The sequence below is a fragment of the Staphylococcus sp. HMSC070D05 genome (assembly GCF_001815595.1).
In the GTDB taxonomy this organism is placed as follows: domain Bacteria; phylum Bacillota; class Bacilli; order Staphylococcales; family Staphylococcaceae; genus Staphylococcus; species Staphylococcus hominis.
Window position 1 is genome coordinate 18,495 of the sequence record NZ_KV821149.1, and the last position, 21,802, is coordinate 40,296.

The window sequence follows — 21,802 nt, forward strand, 5'->3', positions numbered from 1 at the left end:
ACCTTTAATTTTTTAAAGTATTTAAAAATATTGTTTTATAATGTTCATTTATACTTGATACGACTACAGAACAATTAGGATAGGAAGATTCAAAATCAACCACAGTAGCACCACGAGTCAGTGAGCCTTGTAATTCAATTTGCACATCTGCGTCTTTAATTTCGTAACTCTCAGGATCAAGTAAATAAAGAATCGTAAACGCATCATATAATTTTATTCCTTCTTTAAAATCTTCACCACGATAGTGTTGGAAAATATGATACAACATTTGTGTCGTTTTGTTTTCATCTTTAAGAGTCTCTAAATAAGAATGAGTAAATAATGATTGACGCGCTAAATCTAATCCAATCATCGTTAAAGGCAAACCAGCATTAAAAACGATGTGAGCTGCTTCAGGATCACAATAAATATTAAACTCAGCAAGGGGAGTAACATTACCTCTTCCAGTACTACCACCCATCATAATAATTTCTTTAACATAGTTTTTGCATTCAGGATACGTATTAAAAAGTAGTGCTATATTTGTTAAAGGACCTAAAGTTACAAGAGTAATAGGTTCATTAGAATGACTTAATATCTCATTCATAGCTTCTACAGCATGAGAAGATGCTAAATCTGAAGTAGAAATTGTAGGGAATTGATACCCATCCATACCACTTTCTCCATGGATATGACTAGCATCTTGTATTTCACTTATGAATGGTTGAGAAGCTCCTCTATGTATAGGGACTTCACTATTGAAAAAAGCTTTTAACTTTAAAGCATTCGCTGTGGTTTTCTCAACACCTACATTTCCATTTACAGTAGAAATCATTTTGACATCAAATTTTGTATGAGATAATGCAAGAGCGATTGCTGCTGCATCATCTATACCTGGATCAGTATCAATAATAATAGGTAATGACATGAATACCCCTCCAAAGATTTTTACTTTTTCTTATATCTATCATACACAAAGAAGTAATTAATATAAACAAAACAAAAAGTCTGTACAAGTTAAAAAACTCGTACAGGCTTTTTAAGTAAGGTAGAAATTGAATTATAAGTGACTAGAATGGCCACCTTGCATAACCCAATAAGTACCAATAACTGTGATTAAAGTAATAATAATCGCAAAGATAACTTTGGCAGATTGTAAACGTCCATCTTTACCTTCAGTTAAGTGCATGAACATTAATAATTGTAATGCAGCTTGGATGAAAGCAAAACCAAAGATAATTGTTGTTTTAGCATGGAATGTCATGTTTGTGTATAGAGTTACAAAAACTGCTAATAACGTTAAAACGATTGAAGCAATAAAGCCAACTGTATGTTTTACGATTGTATTCATCCGCTATACACCATCCCTATCATATATACGGCAGTAAAGATGAAGATCCATACAACATCTAAGAAGTGCCAGTATAAACTTACTATAAATAATTTTGGAGCATTAAATTTATTTAATCCACGTGTTGCAACTTGGATTAATAAACAAATAATCCAAACGATACCTAACGAAACATGGGCACCATGTGTACCTAATAAGATGAAGAAACTTGACCAGTAAGAGCCAACTTTAGGTGTTACACCTTCAGAAGCATAATGTGCGAATTCATAAATCTCGAATCCGACAAATACTAAGCCAAGGATTACTGTTAAAATCATCCAAAACATCATTTTGCCTTTTTCTTCTTTACGTAAGTAGTAAATTGCAATACCACAAGTATAAGAACTGATTAATAAGGCAAATGTCATGATTAGGACAAGTGGTAATTCAAACAATTCAGTTGTCATTTTACCACCGTAACTGCCCCCATGTTGCAACGTTAATAACGTTGCAAATAGGGTACCGAATAATGCAAATTCGGCTGTAAGGAAAATCCAGAAGCCAAGCTTATTCAATTGACCTTCATGCGTACGTGAATCAATAGTGTTTGTATCATGACTCATGACCTACAGCCTCCCTTTCTTTAATACGTGCTTCTCTTAAACGTGCTTCGTTTTCAGCAACTTCAGAAGCTGGAATATGATAACCGTGATCTTGTACAAAACTTTGATAAATCATAGTTCCGAAGATACCAGCTACACAAATTAAGAATGGAATGATAGATTGGAAGATTAAGAAGAAACCACCAACTAACATGAATATACCCATAAATACACCAGTATGCGTGTTGTTAGGCATATGAATATCTTTGTAGTTATGGTTGTCTAAGAAATGACGACCATGTTCTTTCATATCAACAAATGTATCATAGTCATTCCAATCTGGAGTGATTGCGAAGTTGTATTTAGGTGGAATAGCAGAAGCTGTTGACCACTCTAAAGTACGACCTAAACCATCCCAGTTATCTCCAGTTGCTTCACGTGGAGATTTAATGTGGCTGTAGATAATGCTTACTACTAAGAATAGGAAGCCGACTGCCATCATTAATGCACCGATAGTTGAAATGAAGTTTAATAACCACCAACCATCAGATGGCATATAAGTGTATAAACGACGTGGCATACCGTCTAATCCAAGAATGAATTGTGGTAAGAAACATACGTTAAATCCAATCATGAATAACCAGAATGCCCATTTATTTAATTTTTCATTTAATTTGTAACCCATCATCTTAGGATACCAGAAGATTAAACCAGCTAAGCAGGCAAATACTACACCGGTAACCAATGTATAGTGGAAATGAGCTATTAAGAAATAAGTGTTGTGATATTGATAATCAGCTGATGCCATTGCTAACATTACACCAGTAACTCCACCTAATAGGAAGTTAGGGATAAAGGCTAATGAGAATAACATTGGTGATTCAAAAGTAATACGTCCTTTATATAATGTTAATAACCAGTTAAATAATTTAACTCCGGTAGGTACACCGATTAACATTGTTGAAATTGAGAAGAATGAGTTAATTAAAGCACCATTACCCATTGTGAAGAAATGGTGAACCCAAACTAAGAAACTTAAGAACGCGATACCAGCAGTTGCCCACACCATACTTTGGTGACCGAATAAACGTTTACGAGCAAATGTTGGAATAATTTCTGAATAAATACCAAATGCAGGCAAGATAACAATATAAACTTCAGGGTGCCCCCATACCCAGAAGAAGTTTGCCCATAACATTGGCATACCGCCATCTGCTACTGTGAAGAAATGAGTTCCGAATACTCTATCAGCTGTCATTAAAGCAAGAACAACTGTGAATACTGGGAATGCTAAAATTACGATTAATGTCGTAATAAAAGTAGTTACAGTAAACATAGGCATTTGCATAAATTTCATAGTAGGCGTTTTACATCTAAGTATTGTTACAAAGAAGTTAATACCTGTCATTAAAGTACCGATACCTGAAATTTGAATTGCTACTAAGTAGTAGTTAACTCCTGGTCCAGGACTAAATTCTCCTGCTAGTGGAGCATAGTTTGTCCAACCAGCTGCTGGTGATCCACCTACGATAAATGATAGGTTAAATAAAATCATACCAACAAAGAATAACCAGAAACTGATGTTGTTCATTACAGGGAATGCCACATCACGAGCCCCAATTTGTAATGGAACAACAACATTCCATAATCCAAAAATGAATGGCATAGCCATAAAGATAATCATAATAACGCCGTGCGTACTAAAAATTTCATTATAGTGATTTGATTCCAAGAAAGTATTATCAGGAATAGCTAATTGAGTACGAAGTAATAACGCATCAATACCACCACGAACGAACATTAATACTGCACTAATTAAGTACATTAACCCGATTTTTTTATGGTCTACGGATGTGAACCATTCTTTGTATAGATATTTCCATAACTTGAAATAAGTAATTACCGCAATCAAACCAATAACTAGGAATGGCGCACCGATTTGTGCCATTGTAATCATCCAGTTACCTTTAACGAGTAATTGATCCCATGGAAAATTCATTAATGTTCACCTCCATGATCATTATCTGCTTTAGACGCATTCTCGTCTTTAGCTCCTTTATTGATTTTTTCCATTTCCTTAGCATTGTGAGTTTCTTCATCTTTAAACTCACTATCGTAAGGGTCATTGTTGCCTAAAATCATTGGCTTCATACCATGACGAGGATAGTTGACATTAGTAACTGTTACCTTACGAGCTGGTTTTTGAGGTTTATCTGTTACATCTTTATAAAGATCTTTTTCAGCAACGAAGTTAGGATCTTTTTGAGTATAGTTGTAACGTTTATATGCATAGAAGATATACTCTGGATCAGCTGCAGGATCAACGAATGCCATGTGAGTACCATTAAATGTTAATTCTTTATTTGGAGTACTTGGTAAGAGTTGTTTATCAAACTCATCTTGGCTAATAGTTCTTTTACTTTTAGCATCTTTAACCCAAGCATCGAAATCTTTTTGGTCTACAGAGTGAACTTTAAATGTTTGGCGAGAGAAACCTTCACCATTAAAGTTAGAGTTACGTCCTCTGAATGTACCAGTTTGATCGGCTTTTAAAGTCCAATTCATTGTCATGCCAGTCATGGCATATTTTTGACCACCTAATTGAGGAATCCAGAAACTAGTCATTGTATCCATAGATTGTAATTTAAATACAACTGGACGGTTTTTAGGAATAGTTAATGTATTCACTGTTTCAACCTTTTGTTCTGGATAAGCAAAGAACCATTTATATCCGGCACTAACTGCATAGACAACTAATGGGTCTTCTTTACTTTCAGGTGGTTTCTCGTAATCGTATAATGTTTTAACTGTTGGAATAGCTAAAGCAATTACGATTAAGATTGGTACCACAAACCAAATTGTTTCAATTAAAGAATTGTGGTGCATCTTACCAGATTCGTCATTTTTATTGTAACTATACTTGAAAATAAAAACAGCGAACATAGTAAGTACAACAGCAACAATAACAAGCATGAAGATGATTGAGTAAATAATCAAGAACTTCTGACTACTTGCTACTGGCCCTTTTGCATTAAACACTTCTATGTTTGAACAACCACTAAGTAAAATTAGTGTGCCAAACATAAGAAGCAACGACTTAAATTTTGACACTTTTTTGACCTCCTAATACTACAAATGTAGGGCTTACCATTAATTTTAGTTTATTACGCGATATTTACAAGACCTTATTAGAAAAAAATTACAATAATAAATAGGAAAAAACTAGTAACAATAGGAATGACGGGGAATGTAAGGTTTGTTAAAATTATGTGTCTATTCTGTGAAGAATGTCAAAAATAGAAAATCACTCGTTATATTTGAGAAACATTATCAATTCTAGCGTTTACAATAGAAATTAAATAAAAAAGACAAGATAGCTATCTTGTCTTTTTCAGAAAATTGACACATTTATTCAACTTTTATGTAACGCGTTGATGATTCTTCGGCTCCCTCTGAGTCGATGACATTATATCTTACTTTATATGTACCTACTTTTGACGTATCTACGTGACCGTCAACTGTAATTTTATGTGTTAAATCGCCATCTTCTTTATCGTAGGCGCTAATTCCATTTAATACATTATAATCTTGATCTTTTTCAATAACAATATCATTTACTCCTCTAAGCTGTGGAGTGTGATTTGAAGTAGCTTCTGCACTTAAATTTGGGGTCACAAGAGTAGCGGAGACACCAAGAGCTGAAAGAGATTGTATGAGTTTATTCATTACGTTAACCTCCGAATGTAATAAGTCATTTGAATAATTTAACTATACTTTAATTTCTGATTTTTGACATCATACTATAGTCTTAATATAGCTTATTCAAGATTAAATTTAAATGAACTTAAGATAAATAAATATTAAATTTATGTAAAATGAAAGTTCTGTGAATTTAAAAAGATTTATATTACATTATAATAAGTATCGTACTAAAATATATTTGTAGTAAATAAATATATTTTACACATATTATTTTAAGTAGGAGTGGATTTGAATGTTAACAGAACAAGAAAAAGGAATTGTAAAGGAAACTGTTCCAGTATTACAAGAAAGAGGAACAGAGATTACTTCTTATTTTTACAATAGAATGTTCCAACAACATCCAGAGTTAAAAAATATGTTTAACCAAACTAATCAACAAAAGGGATTCCAATCTACTGCTTTAGCTCAAAGTGTATTAGCCGCTGCAGTTAATATTGAGCATTTAGAAAATATTTTGCCAGTTGTTAAAGAAATTGCATATAAACACTGTGCGTTACAAGTACCACCAGCTGGATACGATATCGTAGGAGAAAATTTAATTGAAGCAATTAAAGCTGTTTTAGGATTAGAAGATAGTCATCCTATTATTCAAACTTGGAAAAAAGCATATCAAGAAATTGCTGATGTATTTATTCAAGTTGAAAAAGATATTTATAGTAAAATGCTATGGGAAGGTTTCCAACCATTTAAAATTGAAAAAATTGAACAACTTTCATCTGATATTAAAGCCTTTACTGTAGTATCAGATCAATATGATTTAAGTCAATTTACACCAGGAGAATATATTACAGTTGATGTAAGCAGTGAAAAAATGCCTTATCGTGCAAAACGTCACTATTCAATTGTGAGTGGCGACAACAATCATTTAACTTTTGCTGTCAAACGTGATGTATCTACAGACCATGAAGGTGAAGTTTCAACTATTTTACATGATGAATTAAAAGAAGGAAATGATATTAACTTATCAGCTCCAGTCGGTCCATTTGGCGTGGTTAATCAAGAGCAACCACAAGTATTTATTGGTGCGAGTATTGGTGTCACACCACTTGTTTCAATGTTTGATAAAGTGGCTGAAGATGGAAGTCATGCACAGTTTATACAAGTAACTGGAGACGTTAATGATACACCATTCACTTCTCATTTAAAAGATATTTCAAAACGCTACGACAAAGCGAAATATGAGTTATATGATAGACAAGCTAAAGGTTATTTAACTAAAGAAACTCTTGAAAATTATGTGAATAATGATAGTGAAGTATATGTTTGTGGAAGTGCTAAATTTATTCAATCAGTGATTGAAGTATTAAAAGAAATAGGCATAAACCAAGAACATATTCATTATGAAACATTTGTTCCAAAACTAAGTGTTTCAGTATAAATGTAATATATTATTAAAAGAAGAGAGAGACATAATTAATGTGAAATTATGTCTCTCTCTTTTTTAGTAATAAACACTTGAGTTTAAATTATTCAATGCCTCTACGCATTTTTTCAGCTAATAATGTATTATTTAAAACCATAGTAATGGTTAAAGGACCTACACCGCCTGGTACTGGAGTAATAGCACCCGCAATTTCTTTTACATCTTCAAATTCAACGTCACCTTTTAATTTGCCATTTTCATCAGGAGTATTACCTACATCCACAATCACTGCGCCTTCTTTTACATCGTCTTTAGTAACTAATCCAGGTTTGCCTACTGCACTGACGATAATATCTGCATTTTTTAAATGACTATGCATATCTTTAGTACGTGAATGTAAGATAGTTACTGTCGCATTTGCTTGTAATAATAATTTAGATACGGGTTGACCTACAATGTGACTTCGGCCAATTACGACAGCATTTTTACCTTCTAAGTTAATATCTGAATGTTTTAAAATTTCCATAATTCCTAATGGCGTACAAGGGACAAATGTCTGTTCATCAATGTATAATTTACCAATGTTTGATGGATGGAAACCATCAACATCTTTTTCTGGATTAATTGCCTCTAAAATTTTTTGTTCGCTAACCTGTTTAGGAAGAGGTACTTGGACTAAAATGCCACTTACCGAATCATCATTATTTAAACGATCTAGTTCTTTTAATACGTCTTCTTCAGAAGTATCTTCAGCTAAATGAACAATTTCAGATATCATCCCTATTTTTTCAGCAGCTTTCTTTTTAGAATTAACATAGCTTTGACTTGCACCGTCATTCCCAACTAAAATAACGGATAATTTTGGTGTATACCCCTTTTCTTTTAAAGTTTCAACTTGTTCTTGCAACCCTTGTCTATAATCTTTTGCAATATGTTTCCCATCTAAAATTTTTGCAACCACAAAAAATGCCTCCTTGTTTATTAAATATCTGTCTATAGATTAACTTTAAAGGTATAGAAACGTCAAATTTTAGCTAAAATACGTAAATTAAGTTAAAAAAAATATATAAAGTTCGATTTTTGATTGAAATCACTTCTTATACTTGGTATGCTATACGTGTAATATACAACTAATAAGATTTATATTTTAAACTTTGAAAGGGTGTACAAAGTGAAAGTAGCAGTCATTATGGGTAGTTCCTCAGACTGGAAAATTATGCAAGAAAGTTGTGCAATGTTAGAACAATTTGAAATACCATATGAAAAGAAAGTCGTGTCAGCACATCGTACGCCAAAGTTAATGTTTGAATTTGCAAGTGAAGCACGTACAAATGGTTATGACGTTATTATTGCTGGCGCTGGTGGTGCAGCGCATTTACCTGGAATGGTTGCTTCAATGACAACGTTACCTGTTATCGGTGTACCTATTGAATCTAAAAGTTTAAAAGGACTAGATTCACTATTATCTATTGTTCAAATGCCTGGTGGAATTCCTGTTGCTACAACAACAATCGGTAAATCCGGGGCTAAAAATGCTGGTATTTTAGCAGCAAGAATTTTAAGTATTGGAAATGACTCAGTTCGTAAACATCTTGAACAATATGAACAATCTTTAGTAGATAAGGTAGGCGAAATGCAAGATGAACTTCAATAGATTAAAGTTCGGAGCAACGATTGGTATTATTGGAGGAGGACAATTAGGTAAGATGATGGCTCAATCTGCCCAAAAAATGGGCTTTAATGTAGCGTGTTTAGATCCTAATCCAGATAGTCCATGTAAATCAGTAGCAGATATTTTTATCACGGCAGAGTATGACGATGAAGAAGCCTTAAACAAATTGGGTCAACAATCAGATGTGATTACTTATGAATTTGAAAATATATCTGCTCCACAACTTAAGCAACTAACTCAACAATTTAATATTCCTCAAAGTTATCAAGCAATTGAATTATTACAAGATCGTTTAACTGAAAAACAAACATTAGAATCTGCAGGTGCACAAATTGTTCCTTATGTATCTTTAAAAGATGAAAAAGATGTGAATCAAGTAATTGAAACATTGAGTTATCCATTTATCGTAAAAACACGTTTTGGTGGATATGATGGTAAAGGGCAAATTTTAGTGAAAAATGATTCCGATATTGAAGAGGCTAAAGTACTTGTTTCAAAATATGAATGTGTGGCAGAAAAATTTTTAGATCTCGATCGAGAAGTATCTTTAACTGTAACGATTGGTAATAAAAATCAAATTGCTTATTTCCCACTACAAGAAAACGAACATCGTAATCAAATACTATTTAAAACTATTATTCCAGCTAGATGCGATAAAGAACAAGAAGCGAGGAAAGAAGTAAATAAAATAATTGAAAAAGTTCACTTTGTTGGCACTTTTACCGTGGAGTTCTTTATTGATAAATCAAATCACTTATATGTAAATGAAATTGCACCGAGACCACATAACTCTGGACATTATACGATTGAAGCATGTGATTATTCTCAATTTGACACACATATTTTAGCAGTAACTGGTCAAGATTTACCTCAAGAGATAGAAATTTTAAAACCAGCAGTGATGATGAATTTATTAGGACGCGATTTAGACTTATTAGAAGATAAATTTGGAGATCATCCTGAATGGCATGTCCACATCTATGGAAAAACAGAACGAAAACCAGATAGAAAAATGGGACATATGACCATTCTTACAAATAATGTTAATGAAACTGAAAATGAAATGTTGAAACAATTTAAAGGGAGAGAATAATCAATGTCATTACGTTATGAAGGTAAAGCGAAAAGAGTATTTTCAACAGAAACAGTACATCAGTTGAGAGTTGAATACAAAGATGAAGTCACAGCAGGTAACGGCGCTAAAAAGGATAAGATGCAAGGTAAGGGACGTTTAAATAATCGAATTACTTCAATTATTTTTGAATATTTAAATAAACATGATATTGAAAGTCATTTTATTAAACAGCTTTCTGAAACTGAGCAATTAGTTAAAGAAGTAAAGATTATACCATTAGAAGTAGTTGTAAGAAATATCGCAACAGGTTCTATTACGAAACGTTTAGGTTTTGAAAAAGGCCACGTATTTGATGAACCACTTGTAGAGTTCTTTTATAAAAATGACGATTTAAATGATCCTTTGATTACTGATGATCATGTCAAATTACTTCATATTGCTAATGATGAGGAAATTAAGATATTAAAAGATATGGCTAAAAATATTAATAAAGTATTAATTCAATTAATGAATGAAATGGATTTAAGATTAGTAGATTTTAAAGTTGAATTTGGAAAAACAGAAAATGGTGATATTTTATTAGCGGATGAAATTTCACCAGATACTTGTCGTATTTGGGATAAATATTCAGATACGAATTTCGATAAAGATGTATATAGAAACGATACTGGTTCTTTAATAGATACGTATCAAACATTTTTGGATAAATTGGAGGAACTAAAATAATGAAAACAATTGAACTTCATATTACATTACAACCACAGGTATTGGATACACAAGGTCAAGCGTTAAATCGCGCTGTGCATGACTTAGGTTATAAACAAGTTAATGACATTAGAGTAGGTAAAGTATTATATATGACTGTTGATGAAGCTACAGATGAAGCAGTAAATAATATTATTACGACATTAAGTGAAAAGTTATTTGCTAATACGGTTATTGAAGAATATAGTTATAAAATTGTTGATGAAAAGGAGAATGCATAATATGAAATTTGCAGTTCTCGTTTTTCCAGGATCTAACTGTGATAGAGATATGTATAATGCAGCTATTAAAACAGGTGCAGAAGCTGAATATGTAGATTATCGTGAAACATCTTTAAAAGGTTTTGACGGGGTATTAATTCCAGGTGGTTTTTCATTTGGTGACTATTTACGTTCAGGGGCTATGGCAAGTGTCGCTCCAATTATTAGCGAAGTGAAACGTTTTGCCAATGAAGGTAAACCCGTTTTAGGTGTATGTAATGGATTCCAAATTTTAACTGAGATAGGACTATTACCCGGCGCCTTATTACATAATGATTCACATCTATTTATTAGCAGAAATGAAAAACTGAAAATTGTTAATAATCAAACTCCTTTTACTAATTTATATGGAGAAAATGAAATTGTTGTTTATCCTGTAGCACATGGAGAAGGGCATTATTATTGTACAGATGATATGTACAATGAATTAGTTGAAAATAATCAAATTATTTTAACATATGAGGATAACCCGAATGGGTCTCATGAACATATTGCAGGTATTGTAAATAAAGCAGGCAATGTATGTGGAATGATGCCTCATCCTGAAAGAGCACTTGAAACACTTCTTGGTACAGACAGTGGTGTTAAATTATTCGAAGCAATGGTAAATAGTTGGAGGGAACAAAATGTCTAAGTTTATCGAACCTAGTATTGAAGAAATTAAGCTTGAAAAACTATATCAAGACATGGGTTTAAGTGATGAAGAATATAATAAGGTATGTGAAATTTTAGAAAGAGAGCCTAACTTTACAGAAGTAGGTATTTTCTCAGTCATGTGGAGTGAACATTGCTCTTATAAACATTCTAAACCTTTCTTAAAGCAATTCCCGACAACTGGCGAGCATGTCCTTATGGGACCAGGTGAAGGTGCTGGAGTTGTAGATATTGGTGATAATCAAGCGGTAGTTTTCAAAGTAGAATCTCACAATCATCCTTCAGCAATCGAACCTTATCAAGGTGCAGCTACGGGTGTAGGAGGTATCATCAGAGATATCGTATCGATTGGAGCAAGACCCATTAACCTACTAAATAGTTTACGATTCGGTGAGTTATCAGTAAAACAAAATCAACGTTTATTAAAAGGCGTTGTCCGTGGTATTGGTGGTTACGGTAATTGCATTGGTATACCAACTACAGCAGGAGAAATCGAATTCGACGAACGTTACGATGGAAATCCACTTGTCAATGCAATGTGTGTAGGTGTTATCAATCACGATATGGTACAAAAAGGTACGGCTAAAGGTGAAGGAAATTCAGTCATTTATGTAGGCCTTAAAACTGGACGTGATGGTATTCATGGTGCCACATTTGCATCTGAAGAATTAACTGAAGAAAGTGAAAGTAAACGACCGTCAGTACAAATTGGGGACCCTTTTGTAGGTAAAAAATTAATGGAAGCCACACTTGAAGCAATCACTTTTGATGAACTTGTAGGTATCCAAGATATGGGAGCAGCAGGTCTTACCTCTTCTTCATCAGAAATGGCTGCTAAAGGCGGTAGTGGATTAGTACTGTACCTAGATCAAGTCCCAACACGTGAACCAGGAATCTCACCATATGAAATGATGTTATCTGAAACACAAGAAAGAATGTTACTTATTGTTGAAAAGGGAACAGAACAAAAATTCTTGGACTTATTTAATAAACATGAACTTGATAGTGCAGTAATTGGTGAAGTAACGAATACTGACCGCTTCGTTCTTAAATACGAAGATGAAGTATATGCAGATATTCCTGTTGATGCACTAGCTGATGAAGCACCTGTCTATATTTTAGAAGGCGAAGAAAAAGAATATAATACCTCAAAAAATGATTATAGTGAGATCAATGTACAAGACGTATTTAAGAAATTATTAAAGCATCCAACAATTGCTTCGAAACATTATTTATATGAACAATACGATCAACAAGTAGGTGCTAATACTATTATTAAACCAGGACTACAATCATCTGTAGTAAGAGTTGAAGGAACAAATAAAGCCATTGCTTCAACCATTGACGGTGAAGCTCGATATGTATTTAATCAACCTTACGAAGGTGGAAAAATGGTTGTGGCAGAAGCTTATAGAAATTTAATTGCTGTAGGTGCAACACCATTAGCTATGACAGACTGTTTAAATTATGGCTCTCCAGAAAAGAAAGAAATTTACCAACAATTGATTGATTCTACAAAAGGAATGGCAGAAGCTTGTGAAGTATTAAAAACACCAGTAGTATCAGGAAACGTTTCTTTATATAACGAAACTAGAGGAACTTCTATTTTTCCTACACCAGTAGTAGGAATGGTAGGACTTATTGAAGATATTCAATATTTAAATGATTTCTATCCAGAAACAGGGCATACATTATATCTTGTAGGGGAAACAAGAAATGATTTTGGTGGAAGTCAAATTGAAAAACTTTTATATAGTAAAGTCAACCATGAGTATGAAGAAATTGATTTAGGTGATGAAGTGGCAAAAGGCGAAGCAATAAAAACATCTATTAGAAATGGAATTGCTTCTCATGTACAAACTGTAGGTAAAGGCGGTTTACTTATTACGCTTGCTAAAATAAGTGCTTATTATAATTTAGGATTAGAAGCAAAAGTAGAACTCTCTGATGCACAATTATTTAGTGAAACACAAGGACGTTATGTCGTTGCAGTCAAAGAAGGACAAACTCTTGATATTGATGGTGCTATTAAAATTGGTCAATTAACAGATGTTGATGAATTTAAAGTATCTAATACTACCTCTACAATTACAGAAAAAGTCTCAGATATTAAAGCAATTTGGGAAGGAGCTATTTCAGAATGTTTAACTACAGTGGATTAAACGAAGAATGCGGTGTCTTTGGCATTTGGAATCATTCAGAAGCAGCTCAGTTAACTTATATGGGATTGCATAGTTTACAACATAGAGGGCAAGAAGGCGCAGGGATTGTAGTTTCTGATGAAGATACCCTAAGTGGTGAACGTGGTTTAGGTTTACTTACTGAAGCCATTAAAGAACCACAACTTAATAAACTAAAAGAGGGCAACCATGCTATTGGGCATGTTCGTTACGCGACATCAGGCAATAAAGGTATCGAAAACATCCAACCCTTTTTATATCATTTCTACGATATGAGTGTCGCAATTTGTCATAATGGTAATTTAATTAATGCACAAACTTTAAGACAATACCTTGAAAAACATGGTGCCATTTTTCACTCATCTTCTGATACTGAAGTGATTATGCATTTAATTCGTCGTAGTAAAGCTCCTACATTTGAAGAGGCGCTAAAAGAAAGTTTACGACAAATTAAAGGCGGATTTACTTTCGCAATATTGACTAAAGACGCTTTGTATGGTGCTGTTGATCCAAATGCGATTCGTCCTCTAGTAGTTGGTAAGATGCAAGATGGAACATACATTTTAGCTAGTGAAACATGTGCCATAGATGTGCTAGGAGCAGAATATGTTCAAGATATTCATGCTGGAGAGTATGTTGTCATTAATCATAATGGTATTGAAGTAAAATCATATACAAGTCACACTAACACCGCTATTTCAGCAATGGAATATATTTACTTTGCGCGCCCAGATTCAACCATTGCTGGAAAAAATGTCCATGCAGTTCGTAAAGTTTCTGGTAAAAAATTAGCTCAAGAAAGTCCAGCTCAAGCAGATATGGTTATCGGTGTTCCAAACTCATCATTATCTGCAGCTAGTGGCTATGCTGAAGAGATTCAATTACCTTATGAAATGGGGCTTGTAAAAAACCAATATGTCGCACGAACTTTTATTCAACCTACACAAGAATTACGTGAACAAGGGGTACGCGTTAAGCTATCGGCAGTGAAAGATATTGTAGAAGGTAAAGACATTATTTTAGTTGATGACTCTATTGTAAGAGGAACAACAAGTAAACGTATTGTCAGAATGCTTAAAGATGCTGGAGCAAATAAAATACATATACGTATAGCTTCTCCAGAATTTATGTTCCCCAGCTTTTATGGAATTGATGTGTCTACTACTGCTGAATTGATTTCTGCTAATAAATCTCCAGAAGAAATTTGTGAGTATATTGGAGCAGATTCTCTTGCATATTTAAGTGTTGAGGGTCTTATAGAATCAGTTGGATTAGATTTTGATGCACCCTATAGTGGATTATGTGTAGAAAGTTTTACAGGAGATTATCCAGCAGGTCTATTTGACTATGAAGAAAACTATTTAAATAATTTAAGTACACGTCAAAAAGAATATATTGATAATCATAAACATTATTTTGATAGAGAGGGAAATATACATGTCTAAAGCTTATGAACAATCAGGTGTTGATATTCATGCAGGTTATGAAGCGGTAGAAAGAATGTCTAGTCATGTTCAACGTACAATGCGTAAAGAAGTACTTGGTGGATTAGGTGGATTTGGTGCGACTTTTGATTTATCCCAGCTTAATATGAAAGCACCAGTATTAGTCTCTGGTACAGATGGCGTAGGAACAAAATTAAAGCTTGCCATTGATAATAATAAACATGACACGATTGGTATTGATGCAGTTGCCATGTGTGTAAATGATATTCTTACAACGGGCGCAGAGCCACTATATTTTTTAGATTATATAGCAACAAATAAAGTTGTTCCAGAAGTGATAGAGCAAATTGTAAAAGGTGTGAGTGATGGTTGTGAAGCTACTCATACTGCTCTTATTGGTGGGGAAACAGCCGAGATGGGTGAAATGTATCACGAAGGAGAATATGACTTAGCAGGTTTTGCTGTGGGAGCAGTAGAAAAAGATGAATATATTGATGGATCTGAAGTAGAAGAGGGACAAATTATCATTGGTTTAGCTTCTAATGGTATTCATTCTAATGGATATAGTTTAGTGAGAAAGTTAATTAAAGAATCTAGAATTAATTTGAATGATTCATTTGATGGAAGTACTTATCTTGATACATTTTTAGCTCCGACTCAATTGTATGTGAAGCCTATTTTAACTTTAAAAGAAAAAGTCCAAATCAAAGGCATGAATCATATTACTGGTGGTGGATTTTATGAGAATATACCTAGAGGCTTACCTAAAGGGTTAGCAGCTAAAATTGATACACAATCCTTCCCAACACCAAAAGTATTTGAATGGTTACAACAACAAGCTGACATTGAAACGAATGAAATGTATAACGTTTTTAATATGGGTATAGGCTATACTGTCATTGTAAATAAAGAAGATGTATCTAAAACACTTGATATCTTAAAAGAACAAGGTATTGCTGCATATCAAATAGGGGAAATTGTTAAAAGTAATGATGCACCAATTTATCTTGAGGGGGTATAGATATGACTAAGGTGGCTATATTTGCCTCTGGATCAGGAAGTAACTTCGAAAATATTGTATCTAAGGTTGATAAGGGGCTGCTTAATAATATAGAAATTACTTCTTTGTATACAGATCATCACGATGCTTATTGCATTGAACGTGCAAAACAGTTGAAAGTGATGGTTCATATTAATGAACCTAAAGACTTTGAAAACAAAGCAGAATATGAACAAAAATTAATTCAACTTCTTCATAGTGAAGAAGTGGAGTGGATAATCTTAGCAGGTTATATGAGATTAGTGGGGCCAGACTTATTAAACGCATATGAAGATAAAATATTGAATATTCATCCTTCATTATTACCAAAGTACAAGGGGAAAGATGCAATTGGTCAAGCATTTAATAGTGGCGATAAGGAAACAGGTTCAACAGTTCACTATGTAGATAGTGGAATGGATACGGGAGAAATAATTGAACAACGAAAATGTGATATAAAACCGGACGATACAAAAGAAGCGTTAGAAGAACGTGTGAAACAATTAGAATATGAACTTTATCCAAGTGTAATAGCTAAAGTTATTAAATAAGGAGCATAGTTAATCATGAAAAAGGCAATTATTAGTGTTTCAAATAAAAGTGGAGTTGTGGAATTTGCTAAATCATTAACGCAATTAGATTATGAATTGTATTCAACAGGCGGTACAAAACGTGTTTTAGAAGAAGCAAATGTAACTGTTAAATCTGTATCAGAGTTGACGCAATTCCCTGAAATTATGGATGGTCGCGTAAAAACGTTACATCCAGCAGTACACGGTGGTATTTTAGCAGATCGTAATAAACCTGAACATTTAGAACAATTATCAGAACAACACATTGATTTAATTGATATGGTTGTGGTCAACTTATATCCTTTCCAACAAACTGTAGCTAATCCAGATGTAACTGAAGATGATGCAATTGAAAATATCGATATTGGTGGTCCAACCATGTTACGTGCTGCAGCCAAAAATTTTAAACATGTAACAACTATTGTCCATCCATCTGATTATAATGAAGTCATTCAACGAATTAAGGAAAATCGACTCGATGAATCATACCGTAAATCATTAATGATTAAAGTATTTGAACATACAAATGAATATGATCATGCAATTGTAAGTTTCTTCAAAGGAGATAGTGAAGAATTAAGATATGGTGAGAATCCTCAACAATCAGCACGTTTTGTTCGTACTTCTAATAGTAAACATACTATTGCTGGTGCCAAACAATTGCATGGTAAGGCATTGAGTTTTAATAATATTAAAGATGCAGATTCAGCATTAGCATTAGTGAAAAAATTTAAAGAACCAGCTGCCGTTGCAGTTAAACATATGAATCCATGTGGTGTAGGTATTGGCACTGATGTTGAAACTGCATTTAAAAATGCGTATGATGCAGATAATCAGTCTATCTTTGGGGGGATTATTGCACTAAATAGAACAGTTACCAAAGATTTAGCTGAAACGTTACATTCTATTTTCTTAGAAGTTGTCATTTCACCAAAATTTGATAAAGAAGCTTTAGATATTTTAACTCAAAAGAAAAATATTCGCTTATTAGAAATTGATATGACAATTGATAATCGTGAAGAAGAATTTGTTTCAGTCTCAGGTGGATATTTGATTCAAGATAAAGATAATTATGAAGTGTCTAAAGAGGAAATGAAGGTTGTTACAGACGTTGAACCTACCGATGCTCAGTGGGAGGCAATGCTTCTAGGATGGAAAGTTATTCCATCAGTGAAAAGTAATGCGATCATTTTAAGTAATAATAAACAGACAGTTGGAATTGGTGCAGGACAAATGAATAGAGTAGGTGCAGCTAAGATTGCTTTAGAGCGCGCAATTGAAATAAATGACAATGTAGTAATGATTTCTGATGGATTCTTCCCAATGGATGATACTGTTGAACTTGCTTCAAAACATGGTATTAAAGCTATTATTCAACCAGGTGGTTCAATTAAAGACCAAGATTCGATTGATATGGCTAACAAACATGGTATTGCTATGGTTACTACTGGTATGCGTCATTTTAAACACTAATTTAAAATAATTGAGAGAATAGAGGGAGAAAAGAAATGAATGTTTTAGTTATAGGTGCAGGCGGTCGTGAACATGCATTAGTATCAAAATTACATCAATCGCCACTTATTGAAAAACTTTATGCTATTCCTGGAAATGATGCAATGACTCATTTAGCTGAAATACACACTGAAATTGCTGAAACTGATCATGAGGCTATTTTACAATTTGTCCATCAACATCACATAGAATGGGTGATTATTGGTCCAGAACAACCATTGATAGATGGTTTATCTAATAAATTGAGAGACAATCATGTTAAAGTTTTTGGTCCTAACAAAGAAGCAGCCCAAATTGAAGGTTCTAAATCTTTTGCTAAAAAGTTAATGGAAAAATATGATATTCCAACTGCTGATTATAAAGAAATAGACAATAAAACTGAGGCACTTAATTATGTAAATGAATGCGAATTACCTATTGTAGTCAAAAAGGATGGGTTAGCTGCTGGTAAAGGCGTAATTATTGCTAATACACGAGATGAAGCAATTGAAGCAGTAGAAGTGCTATATCCACAAGAAGATGGGAAAGTTGTCTTTGAACAATTTCTTGAAGGAGAAGAATTTTCATTAATGACATTCATTAATGGGGATTATGCAGTTCCTTTTGACTGTATTGCTCAAGATCATAAACGTGCCTATGATAATGACGAAGGTCCTAATACTGGTGGGATGGGCGCTTATTGTCCTGTTCCTCATATTTCAAATGACGTTTTAGAGCGTACAAATAAAGAGATTGCTCAACCAATTGCTAGAGCATTAAAAGAAGAGGGTTATGACTATTTTGGTTTACTTTATATAGGCGCAATTTTAACTAAGGAAGGTCCTAAAGTTATTGAATTTAATGCACGATTTGGTGATCCAGAAGCGCAAGTATTGTTAAGTCGTCTAGAAAGTGACTTGATGTCACAAATCGTTGCTCTAGACCGTAAAGAACCTATTCGTTTTCAATGGATTGACGATTATGTGGTAGGAGTAATGCTTGCTTCGAAAGGCTATCCTGGGTCATATGAGAAAGGTGCAGAGGTTTCAGGCTTTGAATTAAATAACCATTATTTCGTTAGTGGTTTGAAAAAAGAAAATGATACATTTCTTACATCTGGCGGACGAGTTGTATTAGCCATTGGAAAAGGAAAAACTATTCAACAAGCACAAAAAGATGCTTATGGAAATGTAGAAAAAATTAAGAGCGATCAACTATTTTATCGTAAAGATATTGGAAATAAAGCGCTCAAATAAATTAAAAATAATAGCCCATAGATGATAATCATCTATGGGTATTTTATAATGTTAGGACTTAATATACTAGCAAGATTAATTTACTGTGTTTTTGAAACTATTTTTATCTTTGAACTCAATCTTTACTTTAGTTTGTCTTGTGTTATATATTACTCTAACATTTCTGAAACACGAGCATCTTTGATACCAGTAATTGGAAAATATTGAGATAAATAAAAAGCAATAATAAGTAAAGCTATTGTCATACCAACAAAAAGAATATCTTTGTATGAGAAAGGTGCTTTATAATAATAGGTACGTGGGCCATCTTTAAATCCTTTTGATTCCATAGCTACTGATAATTGATGTGCACGACGTATGTTTTGGCTTAAGACTGGAATAAGTAAGTGTTTTATACGTTTAAATCCACGATAATTGGAAGCATCAATCATTTGGTAACGCATTTTTAAAGAACGTCTTAATTGGATAAATGATGTGAAAATAAGTGGTACCATACGAATAGCAGCCATAAATGCATAAGCGATTTTAGGTTTTACTTTTAAATGTTGCATTAAACTATAGAAAATCATTACAATTTGTGATGTTAATGCAATTAACACACCAAACATTGAAACTGTAATTGTTCTTAAAGATAAGTGAAGACCTCTTACAATGCTCTCAGTACTAATATGAATAATTCCCCATTCAAATAACATATGTGTACCATCACCATATAAAATCATGAATAATGATGATAGCAAGGCAAAGAGAATGGTTGCTGATAAAAATGCAGCAATGACTTTAAAAGCTGTACCATTAAAAGATAATAAAAATATAAACATCAATAAAGTAATATAAATCATATAATCAAAATTATGCACAAAAATGATAAAAATAAATAATAAAACTCCAAGAATTAATTTCGTAATAATGTTTACATCATCTACAAGTGTATGACGCTTTTTCCAACGTTCAAACATTTGATTCACCTGCCATTTCTAAAAGCTTATGATTGTCTACGACAAGTCGACGTGTTGGATAACGATGAATAATTTCAGGGTCATGCGTCACCATTACGATAGTTTGTCCTTGTTTTACACGTTCCTCAAATAGCTTAATCAATTGAAAAGTATTATGACTATCAAGTCCAAATGTTGGCTCATCTAATAAAACAATTTCAGCTTTTGAACTTAAAGCAGTTGCTACGCTTAATCGACGTTTTTGACCAGTAGATATTTCAAAAGGATGATGATGTTTAACTTTTTCTAAATGTAAAAGTTTCAAAAGATGTTCAGTTTCTTCTTTCGATTTCGCTTTATCAAGATGATTATAATGAATATTAATTTCGTCATAAACTGAATTAGTAATAAACTGAAGTTCAGGATTTTGGTATACAAGATACATATTTTGAGCAGCATCTTTAATTTTCTTTAGTAATCGCTTCTCATAAAACATTGTACCGTTGTATTTCACTAATTGCATCATAGATTCGAGTAAGGTAGTTTTACCAGCCCCATTTTTTCCAGTAATTGTAATCCATTCTCCAGGATGAATATTTAGTTCTGAAACTTCAAATAGTGTATTTTTACTGCGAAAAATTTGTCCGTTTTGAAATTTAAAAAGTGTATTGGAATATTGGGGAGTTAAATCTGTTCGAATAGGTGCATAATCCCATGCATGAGGATGCCATACGCCAAATTCGGTGAGTAACGATTCACAGTGTTTGAGTATGTAGTCAGGTGTATTATCGGCTATAATTTCTCCATCATAGTTCATTAATATGACTCGATCTACATGATGCCAAATATGTTCCACTTTATGTTCTACAATTAATACCGTTTGATCAGTCCATAATTGAATGAGTCGTTGCCATAAATCAGCAGTTGCTTGTACATCTAACATAGCTGTAGGTTCATCTAAAAAGAGTGTATCAGCTTTCTGTAAAATCGTTTCAACGATAGCAAGCTTTTGTTTCATGCCACCACTTAAATTATTTACGAAAGTTGAATTATCTACATCTAAATCTACTGACGCAAGTGCTTTTTTAATTTGTTCATCCATGTCTTCTCTTGGCACTTGTTGATTTTCTAAGACGAAAGCTAATTCTTCGTAAACTTTTGGCATACAAAATTGTGTATCTGGGTCTTGAAAAATAACCCCTGAATTAGGGTCAATGTGTAGTTCATCATATTTCATCGGTAATTCTATAAGATTAGGAACAATACCACTCAGTACATTAAGTAATGTGCTTTTACCAGATCCTGAAGGACCTAGTAAAAGCACTTTTTCTTTATCTTTAATTTCTATATTTAGATTATCGAAAATTTTTCGATCACCATTTGGATATTTTAGACGTAAATTTTTGACTTTTAACACAA

General features: G+C 33.2%; 21 protein-coding genes. 12 read left to right on the plus strand and 9 right to left on the minus strand.

From position 1 onward, the window contains the following. Positions 1 to 4: 4 nt before the first annotated feature. The 6 genes from rihC to HMPREF3046_RS08410 form a co-directional block, all read right to left on the minus strand. On the minus strand, positions 5 to 907 hold the full coding sequence (rihC, locus tag HMPREF3046_RS08385) for a ribonucleoside hydrolase RihC (RefSeq protein WP_070718594.1): 903 nt from the start codon (positions 905 to 907) through the stop codon (positions 5 to 7). Between the two features lie 132 nt (positions 908 to 1,039). Beyond that, the gene (gene qoxD / locus HMPREF3046_RS08390) at positions 1,040 to 1,330 is read right to left on the minus strand and encodes a cytochrome aa3 quinol oxidase subunit IV (RefSeq protein ID WP_002448242.1); all 291 of its coding nucleotides are present in this window, start codon (positions 1,328 to 1,330) and stop codon (positions 1,040 to 1,042) included. Further along, on the minus strand, positions 1,327 to 1,932 hold the full coding sequence (gene qoxC / locus HMPREF3046_RS08395) for a cytochrome aa3 quinol oxidase subunit III (protein WP_070718597.1): 606 nt from the start codon (positions 1,930 to 1,932) through the stop codon (positions 1,327 to 1,329). Before qoxC ends, qoxD begins: the two co-directional genes overlap by 4 nt. Further along, positions 1,922 to 3,910, minus strand: coding sequence for a cytochrome aa3 quinol oxidase subunit I (gene qoxB / locus HMPREF3046_RS08400; RefSeq protein ID WP_070718599.1), 1,989 nt, complete (start codon positions 3,908 to 3,910; stop codon positions 1,922 to 1,924). Before qoxB ends, qoxC begins: the two co-directional genes overlap by 11 nt. Then, positions 3,910 to 5,022 carry a cytochrome aa3 quinol oxidase subunit II gene (qoxA, locus tag HMPREF3046_RS08405; RefSeq protein ID WP_070718603.1) on the minus strand — a complete coding sequence of 371 codons (1,113 nt, stop codon included), beginning with the start codon at positions 5,020 to 5,022 and terminating at the stop codon, positions 3,910 to 3,912. Before qoxA ends, qoxB begins: the two co-directional genes overlap by 1 nt. 297 nt (positions 5,023 to 5,319) lie before the next feature. Further along, on the minus strand, positions 5,320 to 5,637 hold the full coding sequence (locus tag HMPREF3046_RS08410; RefSeq protein WP_070718606.1) for a DUF5011 domain-containing protein: 318 nt from the start codon (positions 5,635 to 5,637) through the stop codon (positions 5,320 to 5,322). A 268-nt stretch (positions 5,638 to 5,905) separates the two neighbouring features. Between HMPREF3046_RS08410 and HMPREF3046_RS08415 the strand changes: the two genes are divergently transcribed. Then, on the plus strand, positions 5,906 to 7,051 hold the full coding sequence (locus tag HMPREF3046_RS08415) for a globin domain-containing protein (RefSeq protein ID WP_070718609.1): 1,146 nt from the start codon (positions 5,906 to 5,908) through the stop codon (positions 7,049 to 7,051). An 88-nt stretch (positions 7,052 to 7,139) separates the two neighbouring features. On the opposite strand, the gene folD is transcribed toward HMPREF3046_RS08415, so the two are convergent. Then, positions 7,140 to 7,997 (minus strand): bifunctional methylenetetrahydrofolate dehydrogenase/methenyltetrahydrofolate cyclohydrolase FolD, encoded by an 858-nt coding sequence (gene folD, locus HMPREF3046_RS08420; protein WP_070718613.1) that lies wholly within the window; start codon positions 7,995 to 7,997, stop codon positions 7,140 to 7,142. Between the two features lie 210 nt (positions 7,998 to 8,207). Here folD and purE point away from each other — a divergent pair, with 210 nt between their 5' ends. Genes purE through purD form a run of 11 tightly spaced genes read left to right on the plus strand, consistent with a single transcriptional unit; the run spans position 8,208 to position 19,445 of the window. Next, the gene (gene purE, locus HMPREF3046_RS08425; RefSeq protein WP_070718616.1) at positions 8,208 to 8,690 is read left to right on the plus strand and encodes a 5-(carboxyamino)imidazole ribonucleotide mutase; all 483 of its coding nucleotides are present in this window, start codon (positions 8,208 to 8,210) and stop codon (positions 8,688 to 8,690) included. Then, entirely contained in the window at positions 8,677 to 9,801 is a 1,125-nt protein-coding gene (purK, locus tag HMPREF3046_RS08430; protein WP_070718618.1) for a 5-(carboxyamino)imidazole ribonucleotide synthase, read from the plus strand. Before purE ends, purK begins: the two co-directional genes overlap by 14 nt. 3 nt (positions 9,802 to 9,804) lie before the next feature. Continuing rightward, on the plus strand, positions 9,805 to 10,509 hold the full coding sequence (gene purC, locus HMPREF3046_RS08435) for a phosphoribosylaminoimidazolesuccinocarboxamide synthase (RefSeq protein WP_070718621.1): 705 nt from the start codon (positions 9,805 to 9,807) through the stop codon (positions 10,507 to 10,509). Then, positions 10,509 to 10,769 (plus strand): phosphoribosylformylglycinamidine synthase subunit PurS, encoded by a 261-nt coding sequence (gene purS, locus HMPREF3046_RS08440; protein WP_002448160.1) that lies wholly within the window; start codon positions 10,509 to 10,511, stop codon positions 10,767 to 10,769. Before purC ends, purS begins: the two co-directional genes overlap by 1 nt. 1 nt (position 10,770) lies before the next feature. Beyond that, positions 10,771 to 11,442, plus strand: coding sequence for a phosphoribosylformylglycinamidine synthase subunit PurQ (purQ, locus tag HMPREF3046_RS08445; RefSeq protein WP_070718625.1), 672 nt, complete (start codon positions 10,771 to 10,773; stop codon positions 11,440 to 11,442). Next, the gene (gene purL / locus HMPREF3046_RS08450) at positions 11,435 to 13,624 is read left to right on the plus strand and encodes a phosphoribosylformylglycinamidine synthase subunit PurL (RefSeq protein WP_070718628.1); all 2,190 of its coding nucleotides are present in this window, start codon (positions 11,435 to 11,437) and stop codon (positions 13,622 to 13,624) included. Before purQ ends, purL begins: the two co-directional genes overlap by 8 nt. Further along, complete coding sequence (purF, locus tag HMPREF3046_RS08455) at positions 13,603 to 15,087, plus strand: amidophosphoribosyltransferase (protein ID WP_070718806.1); 1,485 nt, start codon at positions 13,603 to 13,605, stop codon at positions 15,085 to 15,087. Before purL ends, purF begins: the two co-directional genes overlap by 22 nt. Beyond that, entirely contained in the window at positions 15,080 to 16,108 is a 1,029-nt protein-coding gene (purM, locus tag HMPREF3046_RS08460) for a phosphoribosylformylglycinamidine cyclo-ligase (RefSeq protein ID WP_070718634.1), read from the plus strand. Before purF ends, purM begins: the two co-directional genes overlap by 8 nt. A gap of 2 nt (positions 16,109 to 16,110) precedes the next feature. Beyond that, positions 16,111 to 16,677: a phosphoribosylglycinamide formyltransferase gene (purN, locus tag HMPREF3046_RS08465; RefSeq protein ID WP_070718637.1), complete on the plus strand. Its 567-nt coding sequence runs from the start codon at positions 16,111 to 16,113 to the stop codon at positions 16,675 to 16,677. A 15-nt stretch (positions 16,678 to 16,692) separates the two neighbouring features. Beyond that, positions 16,693 to 18,171 carry a bifunctional phosphoribosylaminoimidazolecarboxamide formyltransferase/IMP cyclohydrolase gene (gene purH / locus HMPREF3046_RS08470; protein ID WP_070718642.1) on the plus strand — a complete coding sequence of 493 codons (1,479 nt, stop codon included), beginning with the start codon at positions 16,693 to 16,695 and terminating at the stop codon, positions 18,169 to 18,171. Between the two features lie 35 nt (positions 18,172 to 18,206). Further along, a complete protein-coding gene (gene purD, locus HMPREF3046_RS08475; protein ID WP_070718645.1) occupies positions 18,207 to 19,445 on the plus strand; it encodes a phosphoribosylamine--glycine ligase in 1,239 nt (412 codons plus the stop codon). A gap of 149 nt (positions 19,446 to 19,594) precedes the next feature. Here the strand turns inward: purD and HMPREF3046_RS08480 are convergent, their stop codons facing one another. Together HMPREF3046_RS08480 and HMPREF3046_RS08485 are read right to left on the minus strand one after the other, a co-directional pair. After that, a complete protein-coding gene (locus HMPREF3046_RS08480) occupies positions 19,595 to 20,404 on the minus strand; it encodes an energy-coupling factor transporter transmembrane component T family protein (protein WP_049335398.1) in 810 nt (269 codons plus the stop codon). After that, on the minus strand, positions 20,397 to 21,800 hold the full coding sequence (locus HMPREF3046_RS08485) for an ABC transporter ATP-binding protein (protein ID WP_070718648.1): 1,404 nt from the start codon (positions 21,798 to 21,800) through the stop codon (positions 20,397 to 20,399). The genes HMPREF3046_RS08480 and HMPREF3046_RS08485 overlap by 8 nt, the downstream gene beginning before the upstream one ends. Positions 21,801 to 21,802: the final 2 nt, after the last annotated feature.

Coding starts and splice junctions, on each gene's coding strand:
- rihC (WP_070718594.1), bottom strand. CDS start 907: ATGTCATTACCTATTATTATTGATACTGATCCAGGTATAGATGATGCA.
- qoxD (WP_002448242.1), bottom strand. CDS start 1,330: ATGAATACAATCGTAAAACATACAGTTGGCTTTATTGCTTCAATCGTT.
- qoxC (WP_070718597.1), bottom strand. CDS start 1,932: ATGAGTCATGATACAAACACTATTGATTCACGTACGCATGAAGGTCAA.
- qoxB (WP_070718599.1), bottom strand. CDS start 3,910: ATGAATTTTCCATGGGATCAATTACTCGTTAAAGGTAACTGGATGATT.
- HMPREF3046_RS08410 (WP_070718606.1), bottom strand. CDS start 5,637: ATGAATAAACTCATACAATCTCTTTCAGCTCTTGGTGTCTCCGCTACT.
- HMPREF3046_RS08415 (WP_070718609.1), top strand. CDS start 5,906: ATGTTAACAGAACAAGAAAAAGGAATTGTAAAGGAAACTGTTCCAGTA.
- purK (WP_070718618.1), top strand. CDS start 8,677: ATGAACTTCAATAGATTAAAGTTCGGAGCAACGATTGGTATTATTGGA.
- purC (WP_070718621.1), top strand. CDS start 9,805: ATGTCATTACGTTATGAAGGTAAAGCGAAAAGAGTATTTTCAACAGAA.
- purS (WP_002448160.1), top strand. CDS start 10,509: ATGAAAACAATTGAACTTCATATTACATTACAACCACAGGTATTGGAT.
- purQ (WP_070718625.1), top strand. CDS start 10,771: ATGAAATTTGCAGTTCTCGTTTTTCCAGGATCTAACTGTGATAGAGAT.
- purL (WP_070718628.1), top strand. CDS start 11,435: ATGTCTAAGTTTATCGAACCTAGTATTGAAGAAATTAAGCTTGAAAAA.
- purF (WP_070718806.1), top strand. CDS start 13,603: ATGTTTAACTACAGTGGATTAAACGAAGAATGCGGTGTCTTTGGCATT.
- purM (WP_070718634.1), top strand. CDS start 15,080: ATGTCTAAAGCTTATGAACAATCAGGTGTTGATATTCATGCAGGTTAT.
- purN (WP_070718637.1), top strand. CDS start 16,111: ATGACTAAGGTGGCTATATTTGCCTCTGGATCAGGAAGTAACTTCGAA.
- purH (WP_070718642.1), top strand. CDS start 16,693: ATGAAAAAGGCAATTATTAGTGTTTCAAATAAAAGTGGAGTTGTGGAA.
- purD (WP_070718645.1), top strand. CDS start 18,207: ATGAATGTTTTAGTTATAGGTGCAGGCGGTCGTGAACATGCATTAGTA.
- HMPREF3046_RS08480 (WP_049335398.1), bottom strand. CDS start 20,404: ATGTTTGAACGTTGGAAAAAGCGTCATACACTTGTAGATGATGTAAAC.